At 45.6% G+C, this 23,367-nt stretch carries 25 protein-coding genes and 1 riboswitch; of the genes, 8 read left to right on the top strand and 17 right to left on the bottom strand.

Features of this window, described 5'->3' with window-relative positions; translation table 11 throughout:
- Positions 1-33: 33 nt before the first annotated feature.
- The 8 genes from ASD40_RS19145 to ASD40_RS19110 form a co-directional block, all read right to left on the bottom strand.
- Entirely contained in the window at positions 34-1,011 is a 978-nt protein-coding gene (locus ASD40_RS19145) for a Gfo/Idh/MocA family protein (RefSeq protein ID WP_057304756.1), read from the bottom strand.
- Positions 1,012-1,113: 102 nt separating this feature from the next.
- On the bottom strand, positions 1,114-1,944 hold the full coding sequence (locus ASD40_RS19140; protein WP_057304755.1) for an AraC family transcriptional regulator: 831 nt from the start codon (positions 1,942-1,944) through the stop codon (positions 1,114-1,116).
- A 59-nt stretch (positions 1,945-2,003) separates the two neighbouring features.
- Positions 2,004-2,219, bottom strand: a complete 216-nt coding sequence (locus tag ASD40_RS19135; protein ID WP_156390107.1) for a hypothetical protein — start codon at positions 2,217-2,219, stop codon at positions 2,004-2,006.
- A gap of 561 nt (positions 2,220-2,780) precedes the next feature.
- A complete protein-coding gene (locus tag ASD40_RS19130; RefSeq protein WP_047681764.1) occupies positions 2,781-3,068 on the bottom strand; it encodes a CD3324 family protein in 288 nt (95 codons plus the stop codon).
- 911 nt (positions 3,069-3,979) lie between these two features.
- A complete protein-coding gene (locus ASD40_RS19125; RefSeq protein WP_057305098.1) occupies positions 3,980-4,741 on the bottom strand; it encodes a LamB/YcsF family protein in 762 nt (253 codons plus the stop codon).
- Positions 4,742-5,111: 370 nt separating this feature from the next.
- Positions 5,112-6,095, bottom strand: coding sequence for a biotin-dependent carboxyltransferase family protein (locus ASD40_RS19120; protein ID WP_057304753.1), 984 nt, complete (start codon positions 6,093-6,095; stop codon positions 5,112-5,114).
- Positions 6,085-6,873 (bottom strand): 5-oxoprolinase subunit PxpB, encoded by a 789-nt coding sequence (gene pxpB / locus ASD40_RS19115; protein WP_057305097.1) that lies wholly within the window; start codon positions 6,871-6,873, stop codon positions 6,085-6,087. Before pxpB ends, ASD40_RS19120 begins: the two co-directional genes overlap by 11 nt.
- Entirely contained in the window at positions 6,870-7,670 is an 801-nt protein-coding gene (locus ASD40_RS19110; RefSeq protein WP_057304752.1) for an alpha/beta hydrolase, read from the bottom strand. The genes pxpB and ASD40_RS19110 overlap by 4 nt, the downstream gene beginning before the upstream one ends.
- A gap of 103 nt (positions 7,671-7,773) precedes the next feature.
- Here ASD40_RS19110 and ASD40_RS19105 point away from each other — a divergent pair, with 103 nt between their 5' ends.
- Together ASD40_RS19105 and ASD40_RS19100 are read left to right on the top strand one after the other, a co-directional pair.
- On the top strand, positions 7,774-8,094 hold the full coding sequence (locus ASD40_RS19105; protein ID WP_029194039.1) for a heavy metal-binding domain-containing protein: 321 nt from the start codon (positions 7,774-7,776) through the stop codon (positions 8,092-8,094).
- Positions 8,091-8,336 carry a hypothetical protein gene (locus tag ASD40_RS19100; protein ID WP_057304751.1) on the top strand — a complete coding sequence of 82 codons (246 nt, stop codon included), beginning with the start codon at positions 8,091-8,093 and terminating at the stop codon, positions 8,334-8,336. Before ASD40_RS19105 ends, ASD40_RS19100 begins: the two co-directional genes overlap by 4 nt.
- Positions 8,337-8,417: 81 nt before the next feature.
- Here the strand turns inward: ASD40_RS19100 and ASD40_RS19095 are convergent, their stop codons facing one another.
- Positions 8,418-10,013: a bifunctional metallophosphatase/5'-nucleotidase gene (locus tag ASD40_RS19095; RefSeq protein WP_268795909.1), complete on the bottom strand. Its 1,596-nt coding sequence runs from the start codon at positions 10,011-10,013 to the stop codon at positions 8,418-8,420.
- 148 nt (positions 10,014-10,161) lie between these two features.
- Between ASD40_RS19095 and ASD40_RS19090 the strand changes: the two genes are divergently transcribed.
- Complete coding sequence (locus ASD40_RS19090; RefSeq protein ID WP_057304750.1) at positions 10,162-11,130, top strand: phosphate/phosphite/phosphonate ABC transporter substrate-binding protein; 969 nt, start codon at positions 10,162-10,164, stop codon at positions 11,128-11,130.
- Positions 11,131-11,321: 191 nt separating this feature from the next.
- Positions 11,322-11,570: a hypothetical protein gene (locus ASD40_RS19085; protein WP_057304749.1), complete on the top strand. Its 249-nt coding sequence runs from the start codon at positions 11,322-11,324 to the stop codon at positions 11,568-11,570.
- A 554-nt stretch (positions 11,571-12,124) separates the two neighbouring features.
- On the opposite strand, the gene phnE is transcribed toward ASD40_RS19085, so the two are convergent.
- The 3 genes from phnE to ASD40_RS19070 all read right to left on the bottom strand — a co-directional run bounded on the left by phnE (position 12,125) and on the right by ASD40_RS19070 (position 15,668).
- Positions 12,125-13,699, bottom strand: coding sequence for a phosphonate ABC transporter, permease protein PhnE (phnE, locus tag ASD40_RS39420; protein ID WP_082562297.1), 1,575 nt, complete (start codon positions 13,697-13,699; stop codon positions 12,125-12,127).
- Positions 13,696-14,469: a phosphonate ABC transporter ATP-binding protein gene (phnC, locus tag ASD40_RS19075; RefSeq protein WP_057304748.1), complete on the bottom strand. Its 774-nt coding sequence runs from the start codon at positions 14,467-14,469 to the stop codon at positions 13,696-13,698. The genes phnE and phnC overlap by 4 nt, the downstream gene beginning before the upstream one ends.
- Positions 14,470-14,642: 173 nt before the next feature.
- Positions 14,643-15,668, bottom strand: a complete 1,026-nt coding sequence (locus ASD40_RS19070; RefSeq protein ID WP_057304747.1) for a HoxN/HupN/NixA family nickel/cobalt transporter — start codon at positions 15,666-15,668, stop codon at positions 14,643-14,645.
- A 168-nt stretch (positions 15,669-15,836) separates the two neighbouring features.
- On the opposite strand from ASD40_RS19070, the gene ASD40_RS19065 reads away from it, so the two are divergent.
- From ASD40_RS19065 to ASD40_RS19055, 3 genes are all read left to right on the top strand, one after another.
- A complete protein-coding gene (locus ASD40_RS19065) occupies positions 15,837-16,649 on the top strand; it encodes a sensor histidine kinase (protein WP_057304746.1) in 813 nt (270 codons plus the stop codon).
- The gene (locus tag ASD40_RS19060; RefSeq protein ID WP_057304745.1) at positions 16,649-17,320 is read left to right on the top strand and encodes a response regulator; all 672 of its coding nucleotides are present in this window, start codon (positions 16,649-16,651) and stop codon (positions 17,318-17,320) included. The genes ASD40_RS19065 and ASD40_RS19060 overlap by 1 nt, the downstream gene beginning before the upstream one ends.
- 96 nt (positions 17,321-17,416) lie before the next feature.
- Positions 17,417-18,043, top strand: coding sequence for a YcnI family copper-binding membrane protein (locus tag ASD40_RS19055; RefSeq protein WP_057304744.1), 627 nt, complete (start codon positions 17,417-17,419; stop codon positions 18,041-18,043).
- A gap of 60 nt (positions 18,044-18,103) precedes the next feature.
- On the opposite strand, the gene ASD40_RS19050 is transcribed toward ASD40_RS19055, so the two are convergent.
- The gene (locus ASD40_RS19050; protein ID WP_057304743.1) at positions 18,104-18,592 is read right to left on the bottom strand and encodes a dihydrofolate reductase; all 489 of its coding nucleotides are present in this window, start codon (positions 18,590-18,592) and stop codon (positions 18,104-18,106) included.
- 28 nt (positions 18,593-18,620) lie between these two features.
- Positions 18,621-19,565, bottom strand: a complete 945-nt coding sequence (locus ASD40_RS19045) for a thymidylate synthase (RefSeq protein ID WP_057304742.1) — start codon at positions 19,563-19,565, stop codon at positions 18,621-18,623.
- Between the two features lie 245 nt (positions 19,566-19,810).
- A riboswitch (PreQ1 riboswitch) is annotated at positions 19,811-19,854 on the top strand.
- Between the two features lie 11 nt (positions 19,855-19,865).
- Between ASD40_RS19045 and queF the strand changes: the two genes are divergently transcribed.
- Positions 19,866-20,366: a preQ(1) synthase gene (gene queF, locus ASD40_RS19040; protein ID WP_057304741.1), complete on the top strand. Its 501-nt coding sequence runs from the start codon at positions 19,866-19,868 to the stop codon at positions 20,364-20,366.
- Between the two features lie 70 nt (positions 20,367-20,436).
- Here the strand turns inward: queF and ASD40_RS19035 are convergent, their stop codons facing one another.
- The 3 genes from ASD40_RS19035 to ASD40_RS19025 form a co-directional block, all read right to left on the bottom strand.
- Entirely contained in the window at positions 20,437-21,123 is a 687-nt protein-coding gene (locus tag ASD40_RS19035) for a DUF421 domain-containing protein (RefSeq protein ID WP_200957435.1), read from the bottom strand.
- 37 nt (positions 21,124-21,160) lie between these two features.
- The gene (locus tag ASD40_RS19030; RefSeq protein WP_057304740.1) at positions 21,161-22,405 is read right to left on the bottom strand and encodes an ATP-binding protein; all 1,245 of its coding nucleotides are present in this window, start codon (positions 22,403-22,405) and stop codon (positions 21,161-21,163) included.
- A gap of 144 nt (positions 22,406-22,549) precedes the next feature.
- Positions 22,550-23,257: a DNA alkylation repair protein gene (locus ASD40_RS19025; protein ID WP_057304739.1), complete on the bottom strand. Its 708-nt coding sequence runs from the start codon at positions 23,255-23,257 to the stop codon at positions 22,550-22,552.
- Positions 23,258-23,367: the final 110 nt, after the last annotated feature.

Genomic DNA, 23,367 nt, shown 5'->3' with positions numbered 1-23,367 from the left:
TTCGTGTATTTCAAAATGGAAACATTCGTACTCTTATTTGGAAGTGATCGTTATCGTTTGCTTCGCAACGGCCGAATCATTCGCCGCCAGTGTAACCTCAAGCGTCGCTGCCGCTTCGCTATAATCCCCAAGCACTAGCTCCTGCCGTCCTGTTTTCACAGCTGCGACAAACGCCCGATTCTGTTCGAGGTAAAAATCCATCTCCGACGTCAAAGTCACGTCTTGCGTATCATCTACAATCCGAACCGTCATACCGCTTATTGACACATAGAAGTCATGCCCGAAAAACTCCACATCCCCGCGTCCAATTTGACGGGACAATACCGTATTGCTGATCGTGCCTAGCGCCCCGCTGCGCAGGCCGAAAGATACGATACCCACATCATACACCGTTGCCTCTGGATAATTCCGATGGATGTGACGCTGCTCGTAGTTCGCTTGGACATAGTCAAACTCGCCGGCCAAATAACGAATCAAGTCCACTTGATGCGTCGATTGCTCTACAAGTTGGCCGCCTGAGCGATTCATGAGCCTCCACCAACCTACTTCTGGCATGCCGCCAATTCTGTATGCGAGTACCATATCTACTTGCTTATCAGCCAAGTACGTCTTTGCCTTCTGCACTGTGTCCAGATAACGCAGGCAATAGCCCGACGAATGGATGATGCCCGACTCACGAATGATCTGTTCTTTACGACGCACTTCCTCCATATGTAAACCGGTCGGTTTCTCCGATAACAGATGTATGCCCCGTGCTGCAGCCGCTTCTTCAATCCCTTCCCTAGCAAAAGGCGGCGTGCATATATAAAGCGCATCGATTACCCCCGCATCTAACATTTCTTCCAAAGTTTCGTACTTTTTTGCGCCGAATGTTTCAGCTATCTCCCTCGCCCGATCCGCGTTCATATCGCATACGGCCGTAATCACTGCGTCATCGATTTGCTGCAATGTTTTCATATGATACTCTGCCATGCCGCCTACACCGATAAATCCAATTCTTACTTTTTCCATCCGTCGTTGCCTCCCTATGTGTTTACCTTTACTCCACTAGCATATCGAATCAGAAAGCGCTTGTATTTAGGGAAACCGAACCGCAATTTACGCAAAACGCAACTAGTCCAGCACCGAACCGTGCTGCAACCTTTGACTTTTCCGCCAAACGGTAGGCGGGTGACCTTCTTGCTCCTTAAACCACTGTGAAAAGGAATGCAGCCTGAAAAAGCCAACTTGCTCGGCGATTTCACGTATGTCCTTATCTGTTGAGCTAAGCAGCCATTTTGCCTCCTGCAAACGGCACTGCTGCTGGTATTGCTTTGGGCTAACGCCATACATTTGTTCAAAGACACGGCGAAACGCAGGCTCCGTAAAACCGGTCATCTCTGCCAAATCAGAAATATGAACAGATTCCTGCACATTTTCACGAATGTAGTCAGCCGCTTTCGTCACCGTCATTCCCTGCAAATCCTGCTGCGAGTGTTCAAGTAAAAAAAGCAGCAGCACTTCCATCCATGCCGAATAATTAGCTTGCTTTTCCTTTAGGAACGACGATTTCATCCGAAGCCACTCCCGGAACAATCGCTCGAACCGCTCTTTGTCCAGTCGGGATAAAGCAAGGAATAAAGGAGATCTATCAGCGCCGCCCCCGTCGCCAGTAAATCCGCTGCCTCCGAGCTTCGCGACCAGCTCCATCGTACGAGCCGTTACGCCCTGCAGCAAAATAACCCCAAACCTCACATTCGTCACGGCTTCAAACCTGTGTGACAAGTCTGACGGGATAATAACGATATGGCCTGCTTCCATCCAGCTTCGCCTTGACCATTCGAACAAGCACCGTCCTTCTAGCACGATACTGACTTCAACGGCCGAATGACGGTGAAATCCATCATCATAAAAATCGGCATCATGTGTACCGATAAAACTGCGGATATCCAGCTCATCTTGCATTTGTCTTGCACCACCTCCAAAGCGATCGGACGCTCACTACGTTTTCTTTCCTTTTAATTTCAAGAAAGTAAAGGCATTTCCTTCAATTTGACGGCAATCAAATATGTTTTCCGATTGGCGCCGAAATGGATTATCGTTTTCTTTCCACGCTTCACGAATGGGAACGTCGATGCGCTATTTTTCCAATAAGTGGTTATAAAGCTAACGTTGCGGAACCTCGATTCGCTAATTCCCCTAAAAGCTCCGAACTTCACCCAGAAATGGTTACATAGCACACCTACGTTCCCCCTAACGCTCAAAAAGGTATTGTTTTCCACAAATAGCGCATCGTCATTCCCTTTGGAATATGCAGCAGTAGGCTTTTTCATCATAAGATGGCTTACGTGGTCTAAGGATAAACGACTCCGTCGTCCTTCTGGGACAAGCGCGTTTGCCAAGACTGATGACGCGAAGTGGAATAAAACTTATATTTTTTTCTACGAAAAAAACTACGACTGACCAATTAACTTACAGCTGGAGAGTAAGGAAGTGGGTGCGAAATCAGCTTCAGATTTATCTTCCACGGCTAAAGGACTGGAGCGACGTTAATACCCGAAAAAGATTGAGTTTGAAACTCTAATGAACTCGACAGCCCTTAATCGACTTCAAATGATGAAAATAAGAAAGATGGAAACCGAATAACGGCGCTGACGTCCGTAAGCTCGGAATCATTGCTCCAAATAGGCTGTTAACGGCATCCTGGTCCATTAACCGTCCATTTCCGATTGGTTTCATTAGCAATGTGCGTGAATTAGTCCGTCGTATAAAAAAAAGCAGCACCTCTAGGGATGCTGCCTCTACGCTTGATTAGTTGTTAGTTCGCGTGTTTTCACGATTATTTTACGGATGCTGTCCTCTGATAAGTGAAAGACTTTGATAAGTTCCATCACCGTGGAACCAGTTTGGTACAACCGAAATATTTCTCGATTTCTACGTTCAATGATAATACGTGTTCCGTTATTTTCTCCCCATCCAGCGCGCTTCTGCTCTTTCTTAGGGATGTATACAATTTCACCTTGGATATATTCTTGTAATTGTTTTAATAGGTTAGGGGGAAGAACGTCTTTCCCGTTCTTGTAACTCATGGATGAAAACCTCCTCAAATTGTCGAGCAAAGTTAAACTTTGTCTGATTTGCAGAGAGTATCTTCATCGCCCCATAACCTCCTACCATTCTCAAAAAATGGAATAAAAAAAACACGATCATAATCGTGCCTGTCGGTTGTATATGCAATTATACACTTCAGGTGAACGGTTATTCCACGAATGATATTCAGTTAGGAGACGAGTACCTCTGCGGCGGCCGCAACATTCATCGCTACTGTCATTGTGTTCATTAAAAAGCACTCCTTTCACCAGATAGTTTAATTTTTGAAATTGGGTTGGAGAGCAAAGTCTCTCCTAATTTATGGTGTTCACTATGTGTTCACATTCTCATTATATGTAAAAAGCATCTCGCTGTCTACTCATTCAGGAAAAATATGCGGGGGCCTAGCGACCCCCGTTTGGAACGATGGACTCTGCTTACGCAGAGACCACCTCTGCTTTTGTTGTAATCACTTTGATCACTCCTTTCCGAAGTAATTAGCCGGCCGGCTACCTCTATATTTACTCATATTTCCAGCTTGTTCTCAAGTGAAAGAATGGTTATAAAGATTCTTTCCTAGGTGCCAGTGATTGGGGTCTAATCGTAACTTGGGACCGGCGGTGAATCAGTTGATGTGATGGTGGCTGATTATCCAGGTCGCTACACTTTCTTGCGATGGTAGAAGGAAAAACTCCCTTTCATTTATTGGTTATTTCGTGTATTAGTCCTTTAACCCGAAAACCTACCGTTAATGTAGCAGAAATCAGATAAATGACGCATTAACAATGATTATTGCTGGAGGTTTTCCCGTTAGATACACGTTCATCGGTATCCTAGTGAAATTAACAGGAGGATTTCCAGTATCATCGGGCGACTTTATTTCCTATCGCAGTGCGGGGAAATAAGCTGACTATTGCCCGAGCGCCATCACCGCGATGCCGCTGCTGTTTAGCAGTGCGTGGATATCGCGCGCGAACTCCACCGCGTGCGCACCATCGCCGTGAATGCAGATCGTGTCCGCGCGCATGCTCAGGTCCTCTCCCTCCCGGGAGAGGACCTTCCCTTCGCGGACGAGCCTTACGACCTGCGCCGCAGCATCGGCGGCGCTGGGCAGCAGCGCCCCCGGCTCATCGCGGGGCGTCAGCGTGCCGTCCCGCTGGTAGCTGCGGTCCGCGAAGGCTTCGCTCGCGGTCCGCAGCCCCGCGGCGGCACCCGCCCGCAGCAGCTCGCTGCCGGGCGGGCCGAACAGCGTCAGCTCCGCGCTGACGCTAGCAGTCGCAGCCGCAATGGCCGCGGCGAGATCATGGCGCTTCGCAGCCATGTGATAGAGCGCGCCATGCGGCTTGACGTGCTGCAGGCGTCCGCCTTCGGCGTGGACGAACGCCTGCAGCGCCCCGAGCTGATATAACGTCAGCTCGTAAGCCTCCGCCGGCGTGATCGCGATCTCGCGCCGGCCGAAGCCCTGTAGATCGGGAAGGCCCGGATGGGCCCCGATCGCGACGCCCTTGCGCAAGCACAGCTGCACAGTGCTGCGCATGGTTGCGGGATCGCCTGCGTGGAATCCGCAGGCGATGTTTGCGGAGCTGACAAAGTCGAGCAGCTCCTCATCCCGGCCAAGGCGATAAGCGCCGAAGCCTTCGCCCATATCACAATTCAAGTCAATACGCAGAATTCTCACTCCCAATTCTTCAGTTTTTCCCTTCTTCTTTTAGTTCCACAGTTCTCCAGCACTTAAACTCTTCAGTTCTTCAGTTCCTCAGTTCTTCAGTCCTTCAATTCCTCAGTTCCTGAGTTCTTCAGTCCCTCAGTCCTTCAGTTCCTCAGTTCCTCAGTCCTTCAGTTCCTCAGTCCCTCAGTTCCTCAGTTCCTCAGTTCCTCAGTTCCTCAGTTCCTCAGTTCCTCAGTTCCTCAGTTCCTCAGTTCCTCAGTTCCTCAGTCCCTCAGTTCTTCATTCCTCAGTTCCTCAGTTCCTCAGTTCCTCAGTCCCTCAATCCCTCAGTTCCTCAGTTCCTCAGTCCCTCAGTCCCTCAGTTCTTCAGTCCTCAATTCCCCCCACGATCCCGCACCCAAGCCCGAACCCCAGCCTCAAGCAGCCGCAAATCCATCGCCTGCAGCAAGAACTGCTCCTGGGCTTCACGGTGGCTGACCTCCCGGAAACGAAGCTTTCCGCCTGGTTTCACCTGAGCTACTAAGGGAAGATCGGCCGTGATGACATGCGCGATGCGCGGGTAGCCTCCGGTTGTTTGGCAGTCCGCCATAAGCAAGATGGGCTGGCCACTTGGGGGTACTTGAATCGTCCCTTGGACGACCGCTTCTGAGATCATCTCACTCGGTACGCCATCAGAGAGTTCTAGCTTCTTCCCTTCCAAACGATAACCCATTCGATCCGATTGCGCGGTAACGATATAGCTTTGAGCCAAGAAGCTCCTTCTACTTGCGTCTGTGAAAAGGGCGGCTTCCCTACCTTGTATCACTCTTACAATAGGATTCTCTTCATAGTCCGGACGAATAAAAGAACTCACAGCCACTGGATGGTGAAGAAGATAATCACCTACCATGACTTTTCTTACTGGCAACTCATCTCCCGCTTGTAGTGCTCTTCCTTGGTGACCGCCTATACCCGCACGTAAATAGGTGCTTCTGCTGCCCATTACAGGTTTCACCTCAAAACCACCATACACGGCTAAGTAGGCTCTGCAGCCCTTAACTGCATAATGAACATTTAGCTGCTCTCCTTTACGGATCAGAAATGATCGCCACAATGGAACCGGAATACCGTCAACATCGGCTTCCATATCAGCACCGCATAGAGATAGCAGCATATCCTTCTGCGCAACCATGCTCGGTCCAAGCAGTGTCATTTCTAGAGCAGCTGCGCCCCAATCATTCCCAACGAGTATGTTGGCTGCTCGATGCGCAAAGAGGTCCATGGGGCCTGATGTAATGACGCCATATTTCCGCTGTCCATACCGTCCCTCATCCTGCAAGGTTGATAACAACCCTGGCTTGATGACCTCAAAGCCCATTTCGCATATTCCTCTCCTTTTCATATTGGAACTGCTCTGCCGTAATGGATACAAATCTTAAATGATCCCCTACCTTCAGTAGAGATGGCGGATCAGATTCTGGACGAAATAACGCCAGGGGAGTACGACCAATCAAATTCCAGCCGCCCGGCGTTTCAAAAGGGTAAATGCCTGTTTGGGCGCCGCCAATGCCTACAGAACCAACAGGTATACTCGTCCGAGGTACTGATTTCCTTGGTGTAGCTAGCTGGTCATCCAAGCCTCCCAAATAAGGAAATCCAGGTGCAAAACCAATCATATATACCGGATAGATCTGTGAGGTATGAAGGTGCACAATCTCTTCCTTGCTGACATGATGATAGGCCGCGACATCCTCAAGATCCGGACCATAATCCTCACCGTAACAAACAGGGATTTCAATCGTTCTCCCAGTCTCGTTACTATGAACCTCATTTGTATGTTCAAAGTTATCCAAGAGATGTTGAATATGTAATAAAACAATGTCATAGGGTAGTAACGTACTCGTCCAGCTGGCACGCCCATTTTTTCGGGTGGTACCCTTTTCTGAATAGTGATTGTGAACTTGGAAGCTATCATAATAAATCGTGATTGTTGTATACGCTGTTACTATTTCGATAAAACCTTCAAAACGATTATTCTCTAAGTAAGCTGTTAACTGACGCACACGATTTAGAATGGATAAATCAATGTCCGCGCCAAGCCTAATCACAATAGCCGAATCTCCAAGTATATGGCATGTGTAAGCAAGCTTGGTCATGCAAATTGTTGCTTTTTGAGCCAATTCGCACATAGTTCAGGCCAAATATAAGCTTCCTGATGATCATCAGCAATTCCGATACCATGACGTCCGCTCTCAAACACGTGCAGATCAAAAGGCACTTTATGTCGGCTAAGCGCCCCCGCAAATAGCAAACTGTTCTCGACGGCAACGGCCGCATCATCAGCTGTATGCCAGAGAAAAGTCGGTGGCGTATGCGCAGTTACTTGTTGGTCATTAGATAGCAGCGAGACCAACTTCTCATCCGGTGTTTTGCCCAGTAAATTATGCTTTGAACCTTCATGTCCATACTCTCCGGAGAATGTAATAACGGGATAACAAAGCACCATCACATCGGGACGACTGCTTTGTCTATCGATCGGATCAACGGACTCCTGATCCCCTGCATCGTAATGAGTACCGGCTGTAGAAGCTAGATGTCCACCTGCCGAGAAGCCGAGAATACCAATGCGGTTCGGATCAATTTGCCAATCTTCCGCATAATGTCTTACTGTTCGAATTGCCCGCTGTGCATCTTGGAGTGGAACCGGGTGTTCATAAGGAGCTACGCGATAATTCAAAACAAAAGCTGAAATCCCAAGTCCATTTAACCATTTGGCAATGGGCTCTCCCTCATGATCAGCACGCCTACCGTAGCCACCTCCGGGACATACTATAACTGCAGAGCTCAGCCCTTCCTTAGACACAGGGTATAAAGTCAAACTCGGACATCCTTGGTTATATTCACCTATGCTAATCTTGGATGCTCCGGGCCATAATTCAATCGTTTTTATCATACTCAATGTGAAACCCCCTATTTTCATTTTCGTACTAAGTTAATAATATCGAATCTCAATCAAGTAGCAAGAGTCTATTTTACAAAAAAAGGAGATGATCTTCATGATAGTAGCTACAACAGAAAACATCGCAGGCTATGAAGTCACGGAAGTGTTGGGCAGTACATTTGGGGTCGTTGTGCGAGCCAGAGGAATTGGCGGCGATATTCTTGCTTCGTTAAAAGGGCTTGTCGGCGGGGAAGTCACGCAGTACACCCAGATGGTAGAAGACGGGCGGAAGCAAGCTATGGACCGATTAGTCAAAAACGCCGCAGCTATGGGCGCTGATGCTATCGTAATGATGCGTTTCGATAGCGGCGACATCGGACAAAACATGAGTGAAATTGTCGCTTATGGCACCGCCGTCCGGACACGAAGGCTATGAGTGGACTCGGTCCGATTTTACTTATCTATGGAACATGGGTTATCGGATTTATCATTCTTCTTCTTCTGGGTTATCTCATTTATGACAAACGCTATAAAAACAACGGTTCAGCTACGCCTAGCAAGCCTTCAAACGGCTTTGTCTCAACCTCAGAGGTGTTTATTGATCCAAAAGATGGATTCACTTACCGCGTATATTACAATCCTAGATCAGGGGACCGGGAATACATTCGCGAATCCTAACGCCATTCAAACAAAAAAAGCCGTACACAAGAAAGAGTCTTCACTCTCTCTCTTATGTGCGGCTTTATTTACGGCCACAACCTATTCCCAGATAACTTCCCAATTTTCGTTCAAGGTAGCTTCAATGGTACCACGCTCCATGATGTATCCTGCCAATAGTTCAGCTACGTCCGTCGGGATATCCTTGATGACCGGTTTATTCTGGAACATCGCATAATTGCCACCACCTGCAGCTCGGTAGTTATTCATAACAACATCGAACGAAGCTTCGAGATCCAGCGGTTTTCCTTCATATTCCAGTTGTACAACACGCATGCCGATTGGACGGGATATGTTCAAAGTATAGGTAATCCCTTCCCACATATCATAGTTATAATGCGACGGCTTCGGCTCTCTAAACTTGCTGCTCACCTGAACTTCACCCGATAACGTTAATTCAAAGTATTCTGCTGACTGCTCTAACGCATCCTTGATGTCTTGTCCGGAAATCCGAATCACTTTCAGTGTATTCGGGTAAATGTAGTTGGACACGATATCCCTCATTGTAATATCGGCTGGAAATCCTGGCGATACGTTATCAAACAACGCTGTATTTGAAATGGCTGCTCCCGATAGCTCCATCTGAACACGATTGATAAACTCGATTAGCGCATTGTCCTTCAAGCGAATTTGCATGGGATCTTTGACCAGCATATCTCCGGACAGCTTACCAATTGGTTGGTCAAGCCACTCCTGAGTCTTCGCTTCATATGAGCTAACAAGCTCTATCAATTTCTGATCCGCTTCAATATTAGCCACCGAAAGAAGCTCCGATTTCTTGGCATCAATGCGCCATTTGCCTTCTATCTTCGAGAGCTCTAATTCCACTTTGCCAAGCGACACACCGGCAGTTCCTGGTTGAACAATAACGACACCGTTGATTTCTGCTCCTGCGATGCTTCGATGTTGATGCCCTGTAAGCAGAACATCTATACCTTCTACTTCCATACATAGTTGATAGCCCTGATTTTCTCCCGTTAATGGCTCTGTTGGCTCACCCGTCGTTAGATGTCTTTCAAAACCGCCATGGTAAGAGACAACAACGGCATCCACTTGCTCATTCTCCTTGAGGAACTTCACCCATTTTTTAGCTGACTCTAAAGCATCTTCGAACCGCAGACCCTCGATATGATCGGGGTTCTCCCAATTCGGAATATAGGGTGTTGTCAATCCTAGTATTCCTATACGAACGCCGTCAGGTAACTCTTTAATCAAATAGGGCTTTCCTAGGAACGGTTTTCCGCTCTCCGCATCCACAATGTTTGCACATAACCAAGGAAACATGGATTCCTGAACTGCTTTTCGCAGTACACGAAGTCCATAGTTAAATTCATGATTACCAATAACGGCCGCATCATAACCCGCATAGTTCAGACCTAGGACCATTGGATCTATCGGACCGTTATTCAATCTAGCATGATGATACGCAAGCGGCGTACCTTGAATCAGATCTCCATTATCGATCACAATTACATGAGCTTCTTTCTTTCGTTCTGCAGCAATAAGCGCAGCCACTTTGGATAGACCCACATCGTTAGGTTGATTGTTTGCATAGTGAATAGGCAGCATATTTCCATGCAGGTCACTAGTTTCTAATATGGTTACTCTACTTTTCTGCAGCTTACTAGGTTGAGTCAAATTACCCACTCCAAGCGTATTATTTTGTAACTCTTTACATGTCGATTGTCAGATTAACAAATACTTCACACTATCTTCCATATATTATATGATAATGTTATAGTACATCATAGATAAAAGTAAACAATTAAACGGAGGTCAAAAAAAGATGATGAAAAAATTTACTGTCATTAGCTTGTCCATGATTGTTGCTGCAGGTGTTCTTGCAGGCTGTGCAAAAAAAGAGGAAACAGCCCCTGCTGCATCCGCATCTACCAAAGCTTCTGCAACACCGGCCGCAGCTGCAGGCTTCGTACCTAAAGAGCTTAAAGTACAGTTCGTTCCTTCCCAAAATGCAGAGACGCTTGAAGCAAAAGCAAAGCCACTTGAAAAACTATTAGGAGACAAACTGGGCATCCCCGTTAAGGTTTCCGTTTCAACAGATTATAACGTTGTTATAGAAGCTATGGCATCCAAACAAGTTGATGTTGGCTTCTTGCCTCCAAGCAACTACGTTGTTGCCCATGACAATCGTAAAGCAGCAGACCTGCTTGTACAAGCTACACGTCTAGGCGTTGACGATGCAACAGGCCAACCAACGAAGGATCTTGTTGATTTCTATAAATCAGAAATTCTCGTTAAAGCAGATTCCCCAATCAAAACAGTTGCTGATCTGAAAGGCAAGAAAATGGGCTGGCAAGGTGTTACATCCGCAGCTGGTTACGTTTACCCAGGATTCGTTCTGAAAAAAGCTGGCGTAGATCCAGTAAAAGATGTAACAGGCGTTCAATTCCAAGGCCATGATAAAGCGGTTATCGCTCTTCTTAACGGACAAGTTGACGCTGTAGGCGTATTCCAAGACATTCGTGCAAACATGACTAAAGATTACCCAGATGTTTTCAAACAAACTCGTGTTCTTAGCTTCTCTGACAAAATTCCTAATGATACTATCGCTGTTCGTTCTGATATGGATGCAGCATGGAAAAAGAAAATTACGGATGCGTTTATCGCTATCGGTAACGACCCAGATGGTCAAAAAGTCATTTTCGATGTTTACTCACACAAAGGCTATGTAGCTTCTGATGATGCCAAATTCGACATCGTTCGCAGCGTAAACAAAGAAATGGGCTTGAAATAAGCTTAGCTCCCTGTAAATTGAAAATACCTCAACATGATCTCTTCAAATCATGTTGAGGTATTTTTTTTGCATTCTACTCCGAACCTCCCTTGCATACTATGAATGTGGCACGTCCGCGTAAATGTTTTTTTACTTTTGCATGACAAACGTTTATCTGGACCTGTCATATATCATAGTGAGGTGAAAATTGGATGTTCGAAATGCTTATTAGCTGCAAAAAAGAAGTCTCTATCCGATGCGGTAAAGACGAGATAAGGGGGATTATTACGAATTACTATCCTACTTTTCGACTTTTGAAATTGAATAACGTCTTGATTCCTATAGAGCTGATCGAACAAATCGAGGTGTTAGAACCTGTTTTGAGTTCAGTAGCCCGTTCACAGAACCACCGTGAAAATAGGTCACTTCGCTTGGTAGCCCAAGGAAGGCATTACAGCTAACGATTAAATAGAGATATCCCCTCAGGAAGTTGTAGTTTGTACTCCTTTAGGCCAGCCAATCGTTGGTATGGGGATATTAGAGTCGTTTAGCTTTTCGTGAGAGCTAATGGGCAATAGTGGTTACCAATGTTGTATTTTCTACAACATCTCGCACGCCTAAAGGCTTTTTAGCAAGTTGAAGTTGCAGTTTGTACAACATTTTTAGCCCATTTGTTAAGAAATGACCTCTATAGGAGCAAATTGTTGTACATTTTGCAACAACGAAGGGAAAAAGGCGTGATTTAAGCAGAATTGTTGTACGTTATACAACTTTCCAGCTCATAAGCGGATTAAAATCAATTTATTAGTAAATAATCTTCCTCCAAACCGATTTTTCACAATCCACGAAATCCTATAGACAGTTATCCATAAACAAACAACGGTTCTGCCCTTGAGGATCCATCCTTATAAATTCCCTCCTTTATGAACAAAAAAGCCCCCAAAACCACTGTGATAGCTGGAATTGGAGGCTTATTTTCAACTAAATTTCACTTATAAAAGTCTTCCCCATGTCCTCATACAATGCGTTTGCGAAGTGTCCCTGAGATGTAGTCAATGACGGAGACGGTGACAATAATACCAATGAGGATGATACCTACTCGAGGCCACTGCCTCGCGTTGAGCGCGAAGATGAGTGGCGTACCGATACCACCTGCACCAATAACACCTAGCAAGGTCGCTGAACGCACATTAATCTCAAACCGATATAAGGTATACGATATGAAATCGGGAATGACCTGCGGCACTACGGCAAACGCCATCCGCTGCCACATGTTTGCACCCACAGCTGTCATGGCTTCTGTAGGTCCCATATCCATATTCTCAATGGCCTCTGCATACAGTTTGCCGAGCATCCCTACGGAGTGAAGTCCTAAAGCCATAACCCCAGCAAAGGCATTAGGGCCTACAGCTTTAATAAAGATCAAAGCCATAATAATCTCCGGTATTGTTCGTACGATACTTAAGAACAATTTCCCTGTGCCTGAAACTGCGCGGAATCGACTCATATTCGCTGCTGCCCAGAAAGCAAACGGGATACAGACAATTGCTGAAACAAAGTTTCCTAAGTAGGAAATCGATAAGGTTTCAAGCAAGGATCGAAGTAAATCCTCTCCTTCTGGGATATACACATAAGCCCAGTCAGGATGTACTAAACCGGTTAACATAGACTTCGTGAGAATCCACGTCGTTGGTTGGAAGCCTGTCAACTCAAGGCCAGTTAGTGCCCATATGAACAAGGCAACAACGGCAACCCAACCGATTATCTTATACGTAATTGAACGCGAAGCTGACATCGGTTTTGCGCTGCCTTTTAGCAAATAGGAACGGAATCGTGTACTGACCAAATCAATTATAACAACAACTAATAAGGTATAAATAACAATGGCGCACGACTGATCGTAACGGAACAGATCCAGCGTGTTTTTGAGCAGCAAGCCAATACCTCCGGCTCCAACCAATCCGAGAATGGCTGAGGCACGAATACTAACTTCGAAGGTGTACAATAAATGAGCCAAGTACGTTGGAGCAACCTGAGGAATGACGCCGAATCGAATGAGTTTGAGTTTGTTAGCGCCTACAGCCGTCATGGCTTCAAGCGGTCCGGGGTCAATAGCTTCCGTTGATTCGTAAGAAAGCTTAGATATAATACCAAATGTGAAGAAGATTAGTGCAAGTGTACCGGCCGTAGGGCCAAAGCCTACTAGAACGGCAAACAGTGCTGCGTAGAGCAGATCTGGAATTGTTCGGAATAGATTCATGATGAGTCTAGCTGGATAGAACAACCATGGCGCCGTAGTAACATTACGAGCTGCAAGCAATGCCATCGGGAATGCAAACAGGGCTCCAATTGCTGTACCAATTATGGACATCTGCAGCGTTTGTGCCATTGGCTTCCATATATCAGCGAAAAACAGCCAATCCGGCGGAAACATCTCGGCTATGAATTTAAGAATCTCCGGAGTACCGGTAACGAGCTTCGTCAGCGTCGCATCTGTCTGATAAATACTCCCAATCAGGAAAAGCACCATGATCAGGGCAATGAGATAGATCTTCGTACGAGGAGGCCTCTTGACTGTCGTTACACTCATTCCTCCAGCACCCCCAAGAGCTCGTCTTTCTTAATCGCACGGCCATAAATCTCGGAGAATACATCATCCGTTGCTTCCGACACGGGTCCGTCGTATACGACTTTACCTGCGCGAAGCCCAATAATTCGAGTTGCATATTCACGTGCAAGGTCAATAAAGTGAAGGTTAACGACAGTCGTTATACCAAGCTCTGTATTGATTCGCTTCAAGTCGTCCATAACTTGTCTAGTCGTTAATGGATCAAGGGAGGCTACCGGTTCATCCGCTAAAATGATTTTCGCTTCTTGCGCCAGCGCTCTCGCGATAGAAACACGCTGCTGTTGACCGCCGGACAATTCATCGGCGCGTGAATAAGCTTTTTCCCTAATATTGACTCTCTCCAGCGCTTTCAAGGAAAGCTCGATATCGTGTTTGGGGAACAAACCGAGAACTGTACGTAGGGTGGAATGGTAGCCTACTCGTCCGGATAACACATTTCGAATCACGGTAGAACGCTTGACCAGGTTAAAGGTTTGGAAGATCATCCCGATATCTCTGCGCATGCGGCGTAATTCGGCACCGTTCGCCTTTGTTATGGATTTGCCATCGATTAATATTTCTCCATCGGTCGTCTCATGCAAACGGTTAATCGCACGCAGCAAGGTAGATTTACCTGCTCCTGATAGACCTACAATAACAACGAATTCTCCGGGGTGAATGGTTAAGTTAATGTCATTCAAACCAACAGTTCCATTAGGATATACTTTGGAAATATGCTTAAACTCAATCATATAAGTCCTACTTTCTTTTACAGAGTATCTGAAGTTCAGACAGACTACTTTCAACGTATTTCGGCAAAATCCTTTTTTCTAAGATAACCTTTAGAAAATATTCATATTCCATTGTTCACCACAACAAAAAAGTGGTCTCATAGGCTAACTGAGACCACTTTTATCACGATGATTTATACTTTGGCACGCCAGCGTTCTTCTATCTTCATCCCTTTCCAAACCGCAATGGAAATCGCCCACGCCACCACGAACAGAGCAACTAAGATATACCCTAAAGTCCCGAAATCAATCTCCTGCAGCCACGTCCAGAAGGTCCCTTCCAAGCTGAATTCTTCGGAGAGAACTTGACCTAGCTCGATCACGCCAATAATTAAAGCAGCAATGACGGCCAATGCGGTCACTGTTAAATTGTAATAAAGCTTACGTACCGGTGTATGAAATGCCCATTTGTATGCTTTGGTCATGAACATCCCGTCGGCTGTATCGAAGAGGCTCATCCCTGCCGCGAACAGCAGCGGAAGTGAAATGACGCCAATGAAAGGGATAGCCTCCTTCGCCGCATGGGCTGAGATCGCTAGCAGCGCGATTTCGCTCGCCGTATCAAAACCTAATCCAAAGAGAAAACCTAACGGGTATACATGCCAGCTTTTGCCTATGAAAGAGAAAAGTGGTTTGATCATTCGAGCAATGAATCCACGGGACTCTAGAAGCTCCTCGAACTCTTTATCATCATTGGTGCCGCCGCGAAATTTCAAGAACATTTTATATAGATTGATAAGAATGAGTAAATTTAAAATGCCAATAATGACAAGAAACAGACCGGAAACCGAAGCGCCGATAACACCGCCAAAACGCTGCATCCAAGGAAGCTCACGTTCTGCCCATTGTACGGAGAATGCAGTCACAATAGCCATGATGAAGACGACGGAAGAGTGCCCCAATGAGAAGTAGAAACCAACGCCTAATGGGTTCTTCTTCTGCTGAACGAGCTTGCGTACGGTATTGTCGATCGCCGCAATATGGTCAACGTCGAAAGCATGCCGCATCCCTAATGTGTAGGCAAGGAGCCCAATCCCCCAAAAGGCAGGCGTCATTTTCGCTACACTATATAATCCGATAAGCCCAAATATATGTAGGAGGACAATCACACCAACGTATCCAGCCCAGCTTCTTCTCTGCTGTAGAATTGATTTCCACATCTTTGACACCCTGCCTTTCAATTCGTGTTACGATTTAATAATAATGTAGCACACGTGTGCATGACTTGAGAAGTACCCACCTCATTTTTTTGTGAAGAAATCTAACACATATCTGATATAATAGTAACCGTTCCAAAGATGGACTACGGAAAGGAATGGATCTACCCTATGTCTCTTCGTATTTTCAAGCTTTTTACGATTCTAGTGCCTGTTTTCATCATCGGCGGCTTTGAGTATATTCGTCATGAATTTTTACTTAATTATTTAACCATGGAAGCTGGTAATTTCACGATTACCATCATTACACTGCTGCTTTCCTATCTCTTCGCTTCGTGGATGTTCCAAAGTATTGAGCGCAGCAATGAGAAAGTGACAATCGGTGAAGCCCGCAGAGCCGTGTATGAAGAACGCGAGCGTTTGGCCAGAGAGCTGCATGATGACTTGGCTCAAACCCTTTTCTTCCTCAATGTGAAGTTGAAGCAAGGAGATTTAGAAGAAGCCAAAGCGGCGGTTTCAGAAATCGATAACTCGTTGCGACAAGCCATTTTTAATCTAAGAACACCGCCGGAGGAAGGAGCTAACTTCCAGCAGCGCATCCATAAATTTCTGGAGAATTGGCAATTGGTGACGGGTATTGAGCTTCATGAGAAGTTAACTGTGGAAGAGAACAGCTTCTCTTCTGGAGAAGAAGTTCAGCTTTTCGGCATTATACAAGAAGCGTTCACCAATATACGCAAGCATTCCATGGCAACGCAAACTTCAATTGTTCTGGAAGCTCAACCTGAGGCATGGCGACTACAGATTACTGATAACGGAGATGGGTTGCATCCCGGTGCATCAAAGGGGAAGACCTATGGCATAGAATTGATGCAGAAGCGTGCTGCTGAGTTAGGTGCATCTTTTGAGTTTAAGATGAAAGAACCTGACGAGATGGCAACAGGAACTACACTTTTGGTACAAGCAGATAGGAGGAAGATCTAATGCTGAGCAATCAGCCGTTCCGAGTTCTCATCGTAGACGATCATCCGCTGGCTAGGAAAGCGATTCGCAGCATGCTGGAGCCTGTCTCCGACTTCTATATTGTGGGAGAAGCGAACAGCGGCGAAGAAGCTATCCTGCTTTGCGGAGAAGTCGCGCCAGATGTGGTTTTGATGGATATACATATGTCCCCTATGGATGGACTTGAAGCAACGCGGCGCATTAAGCAAGCATACGGGGCTATACGCATCGTCATGCTCACCGTGTCCGATGATGTAGCTGACCTTTTTACAGCGCTGCAATTCGGAGCTCAAGGCTATTTGTTAAAAAACATGGACCCTGACGAATGGCTCACTTACCTACGCGCGCTGCTCGACGATAATTCTGAAGCGGCCAGGGGGATGGCGGATAAGCTTTTCCAAAGGTTCCGCGCACCCATGGGTACGCATACGGAAGGCCCGACACCGAGCATGTTGACCTCTCGTGAACAGGAAATTACCGCCTATGTTGCCTTAGGGGATAACAACCGGCAGATTGCAGAAAAGCTGCTAATATCCGAACATACGGTTAAAAATCACATGAAAAATATATTAGTAAAGCTTGGACTCGAGAATCGTGTCCAGCTCACCGCATTCGCCATTAAGCACGGATTGACACGAAAAGGACAAAACTAGTCGAAAAAATAGCCCAGTCGAGTCATACTCTTATGCTTGTCGATCAGGTAATATGGACAACATGATAAGAGTTAACTTGAAGGGGGAACACGTTATATGTTTAAAAAGCTCATGTTAAATGCAAGTATTATGTTAATTGGCTCTATGCTTCTCGCGGGTATCGCCAGCGCCCACGTCACTGTATATCCGAAAGAATCCACACAAGGCAGCTACGAGAAATTTACGGTACGTGTGCCTTCAGAGAAAGACATTCCTACTGTGAAAGTAGAAGTGAAATTCCCTATGGATGCTGTAGCGGTTTCTCGCTTTGAGCCCAAAGCAGGTTGGACCTACGAGCTAGCCAAAGATACCGCTGGTAAAATTACAGGTGTTACTTGGAAAGCAACCGGAGATGGACTTGCTAGTACGGAATTCGGTGAATTCAATATGCAAGGCAAGGTAGCGGACGCTGCTACCGAGATCGTCTGGAAAGCCTATCAAACCTATAAAGATGGCAGCGTAGTTGAATGGGTCGGCGCTAATGGATCTGACAAGCCTGCTTCTGTAACGACAGTTAAAGCCAAAGCTGCAGGCGGTGCAACGACAGATAGCCACGGACAGGTAACGGCTGGCAGTGCTGCAGCGAGTGGCACATCATCCAACACTTCCCTCTACCTCTCCATTGCAGCGGTCGTACTTGGAGCTTTATCCCTGATCGTATCGCTCACAAAAAAGCGTAAATAATAAAAAGGCCTTGAGCTCTCTGTGAACACTACAGATAACTCAGGGCCTTTATTTATATCCTTAAACTTGTTTTCTTTGGTAGATTCGGAAGTAATACTCGTAAGGATTTTTCTCGTTCCTTTCGCCTTGTTCACTGGATACCAACGTCCATTCGGACAAGTCTAGTTCGGTCATAAACGTATCCGCTTCAAACTCATGCTCGATATGCGTAATGTACATGCGGTCCACGACAGAAGTAAACAGTCGGAAGATTTCCGCTCCGCCGATGACGAACAGTTCCTGATCACGGAAGCCGTCCACCGCTTCTTGCACGGAGTGTATGACTTCACAGCCCTCTGCATGGAACTGTGCATTTTGAGTGAGAATGATGTTGCGTCTGCCTGGTAACGGCTTGCCAATGGACTCATACGTCTTCCGCCCCATAAGAATAGGATGACCCATCGTCACGGTTTTGAAAAACTTCAGATCCCCTGGTAAATGCCAAGGCAGTTTATTATTCACACCGATGGCTCGGTTGCGATCCATTGCAAAAATAAATGAAATACTCATGCATAGCCCCCCTTTCGTCACATGTTGTTTATACAGCTACAGGTGCTTTAATCGTTGGATGCGGATTGTAATCCAGCATTTCAATGTCACTAACGTCGAAATCAAATACAGAAGCGACCTCCTTGTTCAGCTTGAGCGTTGGCAGTTCTCGCGGCTCGCGGCTGAGCAGGGTTTGAATTTGATCCGTATGATTCGTATAGATATGGGCATCTCCGATCGTATGGACGAATTCACCGACGCCTAACCCGCATTCATGGGCAATAAGATGCGTCAACAATGCGTAGCCAGCGATATTGAAAGGGACGCCGAGGAACGTATCTGCACTGCGTTGATATAATTGGCAGGACAGCTTGCCCTCTGCCACATAAAACTGGAACATGGTGTGACAAGGCGGAAGCGCCATGCTGGGTACGTCCTCCGGATTCCATGCAGATACGATGAGACGGCGGGAATCAGGGTTCGTTTTGATCATATGAATAACCTCTTTGAGCTGATCAATCGTGCCTCCCTGCGTTGTTGTCCAATCCCTCCATTGTTTGCCGTAGACATCCCCCAGCTCACCGTATTGCTTAGCAAACCCATCATCCTCGAGCACCTTTTTCACAAACTCATCCATCTGCTCATCGTATAGAAGCTTGAAGGTCTCGTCTTGCTGTGAGCGTAACCCGAAATTACTCATATCCGGTCCCGAATAATCCGCGCTCTCCACCCATTTCTTAAAAGCCCATTCATTCCATATGTGGTTATTATGTTGTAACAGATAACGAATATTCGTGTCGCCTTTAATAAACCACAACATTTCACTAGCGATTAAGCGGAAAGGCACCCTTTTTGTCGTCACCAAAGGAAATCCTTCTGCTAGATCGAAGCGCATCTGTCTGCCAAATACTGAAATTGTCCCTGTCCCTGTTCTATCTTCCTTTTTTGTACCATTGGTAAGAATATCTTGTAATAGTTCCTGATAGGCTTTCAAGCTTACGAACCTCCATCTCTATGTTACGCATGTATTTATCTATTTTACCCGTATGTAAGTACACGTACAATCCTAAGTTTGAAACTGCTCAGCCGAGAGTGAACTTTGTAATCTTGTCCATTCTGTCGTATCTACAATCAGGATCAATTTGAGACTTTAGTGTTGAAAAACCGGCCCTCTCCACGAAATTCCATTAGCGACGAGGATGCATTTTCCGTGCGTATATGGTACATTTCTAATGAAAAATACAAGAGGTTCGCAAACTCCCTCTCTAAAAAACTATGAAATGAGGAACCACCCATGTCAGCAGGTAGAAGCAATGAAGATTTGAAAGAGATTACCTTATTAGGCAATCAAGGAACCAAATATGTGTTCAACTATGATCCCACTTTATTAGAAGCATTCGATAACAAGCACCAGAACAGAGATTACTTTGTTAAGTTTAATTTCCCTGAATTCACTAGCTTGTGTCCAGTAACCGGGCAGCCGGATTTTGCTACACTTTACATCTCCTATATTCCGAATATCAAAATGGTGGAGAGCAAATCGCTTAAGCTGTACCTGTTCAGCTTCCGGAATCACGGTGACTTCCACGAGGACTGCGTCAATATTATTATGAATGATTTGATCGAGCTGATGGCGCCTCGTTATATCGAGGTTTGGGGCAAATTCACCCCGCGCGGCGGCATTTCTATCGATCCTTACTGTAACTGGGGTCAACCCGGCACGAAGTTCGAAGCGATGGCTGAACATCGATTGATGAACCATGACCTCTATCCTGAAAAAATTGATAATCGCTAATTGGCAGATTTATATGTATTAAGCTTAATCAGTCCCTTAGGTATTAGGGGGTTGATTAGGCTTTTTTTGATTATTTAAGCTGGTAGAAAAGTCCGTTTGAATCGGACCATTCGGCAAAAAGAACCCGTTCGTGATGGCTGATTCCACTCAGCTGCAGAAGCTGCTTCAGCCATTCCTGATCACGGCCGAGACGCTGTAGTGCTGCTTCATTGATACTTCCATTCTCAATAATACTCTCCGGCAGGCAGACCCTTTTCTTAGGCGAATCTGCCTCACCATCATTCTGGTTTCCCGGATCCTTTTGACGTAGAACGCTAATGCTGCCATTCGTCTCAAACAACGCATAAGCAACTTCCCTCATAGAGAACACATTATTTTCCCGCAGGAGCATACTTAGTTGAGCAAAGTCCAGATTGTTACGCTTCATCGCCTTGAAGTCGATAACCCCATCACGGATCAGTAAATCTGGTGTTCCCGATGCATATCGTGAAATCCAAGGGACAACCCATATAAATTTCTCGAGGCCAAGTGCAAGCAGTGTCCAGATCACAAGCGCGAAAACGAGATGGCTGAGATGAACATTGTCATCATAAATCGTATTTCCAACTAACTCACTGAGCATTAAGGAGGAGACAAAATCAAAAGCCGTAAGCTGAGAAATCTCTTTCTTTCCCAGAAGTCGTGTCATGATCAGTAATCCAACCAAAGCAACAGCTAACTTTACGGCTATGCTTACATACATGGTAATTTCCAACATATCACTCCCAGAACTGTCACTTAAAATGGTATGACCCTTACAAAGGCAAAGTGATTGTGACAGTCGTACCGACACCTTCTTCACTTTCGTAGTTCATTTCCCCATTCATCGTTTCTATAATCCGAATGCTAACCGCGGTCCCTAACCCCGTTCCAACATCTTTCGTTGAATAGAACAAATTACCGATACGAGAGAGCTGATCCTTCGTCATTCCCTTACCATTATCAATAACCTTGATTTCGGCTCGGCCAACCAATTTTTTCAAGCTTACTTGTACCTCTCCGTTGGCGGGCGTCGCTTCAATGGCATTTTTAATCACATTCACCAAGGCCTGCTGCAATTGTCCACGATCCGAAAAGATATAAATGTTGTCCTCAAGATTGACAGTAATCTCAACACCATTCTTCATCGCCATTGGCGTTAGAAGCACAATAATGTTGTTTAATACGTCAGAAAATGAAAAAGATTCTAATTTGGTTAGTTTCGGCTTGGAAAAATTTAAGTAATCATTAATAATCGATTCTGCTCTAGCAAGCTCTTCCATGGCAATATTCAGGTATTGTTGATTCTTCCCTTGCTCGTTCGGGCGCATAAGCTGCAGAAACCCTTGAACAACAGTTAAAGGGTTACGAACCTCATGTGCGATGGATGCAGCTAACTCGCCAAGCGTTTTCATTTTTTCAGCTTTTTGAATTTGAACTTTCATTTTAAATCGCTCTTCATGTATTTCTTGCAGCATGGATGATAACCAGGTTCCTAGAACTAGGAGTATGCCAAAAGAGATCATAGCAGGAATAGTAGCAAGATCAAACGATTCAAAACCTTTGTAAAGAGACACATAGCTTAATAAAATGAGCAGCATAACCAGTAACGGACTTAACGAAACCAATATAGCTACCTTTATTCGTGAGCTTCCTGTTAATTCTTTGATTTTGAAAGAAGCTATAAAAGGGATAATGAAACTCAGTGTTATACTGATGTACCCAAATATAAGCGCATCTCCACCAAGATACGTACGCATCAGCAATATCATCATATAATTAACAATACCTGCTAAAGGTCCCCAATAAATGCTTGAAATGACAAGGGGAACATAACGTAAGTCCCAATACAAATCAAGTTCATAATAAGAAAATAATAAGCAAAGTGAGGAGGCTGTGCCATAAAGTAAGCCCATCACGATCGGTGACTGATCATTGCGCCATCGATCTCCAAAGACACTTTGTAATAATACAGGAGCAAGAACGATAAGGATGTTCAAAAATAATTTTTCTATTAACATAGCTTACACTGCGCTCCCTTCTTTCCACACTTCAAATGTTTCTGCAAGGGTAAGCGTTATCCTTTTTCTAACAGGGAAATATGTTAAAAAAGGCTGCAACTGAAGCAGCATCTTACACTGCCATTCAGTTATAGCCATAACTTTTTAACAAATACACGTCTTTTTCTTCGTTCCTACTCGGCCCATCGATTCCACTTTATGAATATATTCCGTCGCGAGCGGTACTTTACAAGCCGTTTGACCGACGTCGACATGAACCTTGCCAATCTCACTAGCTACTTCCGTCGCAGCTTCAAATAGTGGAAAACAATACGCACCCACCGTAATAACGAAGGTGTTCATTGTATATCTAACGCGATTTCTTTCCGCATGAATCGTTGTTCTCACTTGCTCCAACAGCTGGGCAATTTCCTGAAGATCAAGCTTTTCATCTGGTGTGATGCTAATATAATTGGCATAAGTGCTCCATCCGCATGTGGCTATTCGTTCATCAGGTGACTGCAGCCACTCCCGTGCCAATTCAAGCGCGCTGCTGCTTTCTGCCGCAACGCCCGCTACCGTATATTCACTGAGCATATACCAATAGGCTTGCTTCGCCCAATTCTGTAGTTCTTGCTTCGTCATTGTTTTTGGATCAATGGAGAGTCCGGCCAAATACATCGCATCCGTATTGCCTGAATCATACAGAGCGAGGGCTAGCTCACGGTCTTTTTTGATCAATTTGACCAGCTTCTTCAGATCGCCTACTTTTACTCCGAAAAAAGGCTCCTGCGCGCCATGCCGAAGAAACGTTTTCTTCGTTTGCTCGCTTCCGAGCTCCTCTAGGTTATTCATTACCTCTTCAAATGTCATAGATTCACCACTCAACATTCATTTTTCCGTATTGTATCATAGGGCAGGTCTTCATGCGAAATTCTTTGGCCTTTGCAAACGTAAAAGAGTCGAGAGGAAAACCTCGCCGA

This window comes from Paenibacillus sp. Root444D2 (assembly GCF_001426375.1).
In the GTDB taxonomy this organism is placed as follows: Bacteria; Bacillota; Bacilli; order Paenibacillales; family NBRC-103111; genus Paenibacillus_E.
Note: the sequence above shows the minus strand (reverse complement) of the source record. Positions and strands in the feature narration are given on the sequence as shown.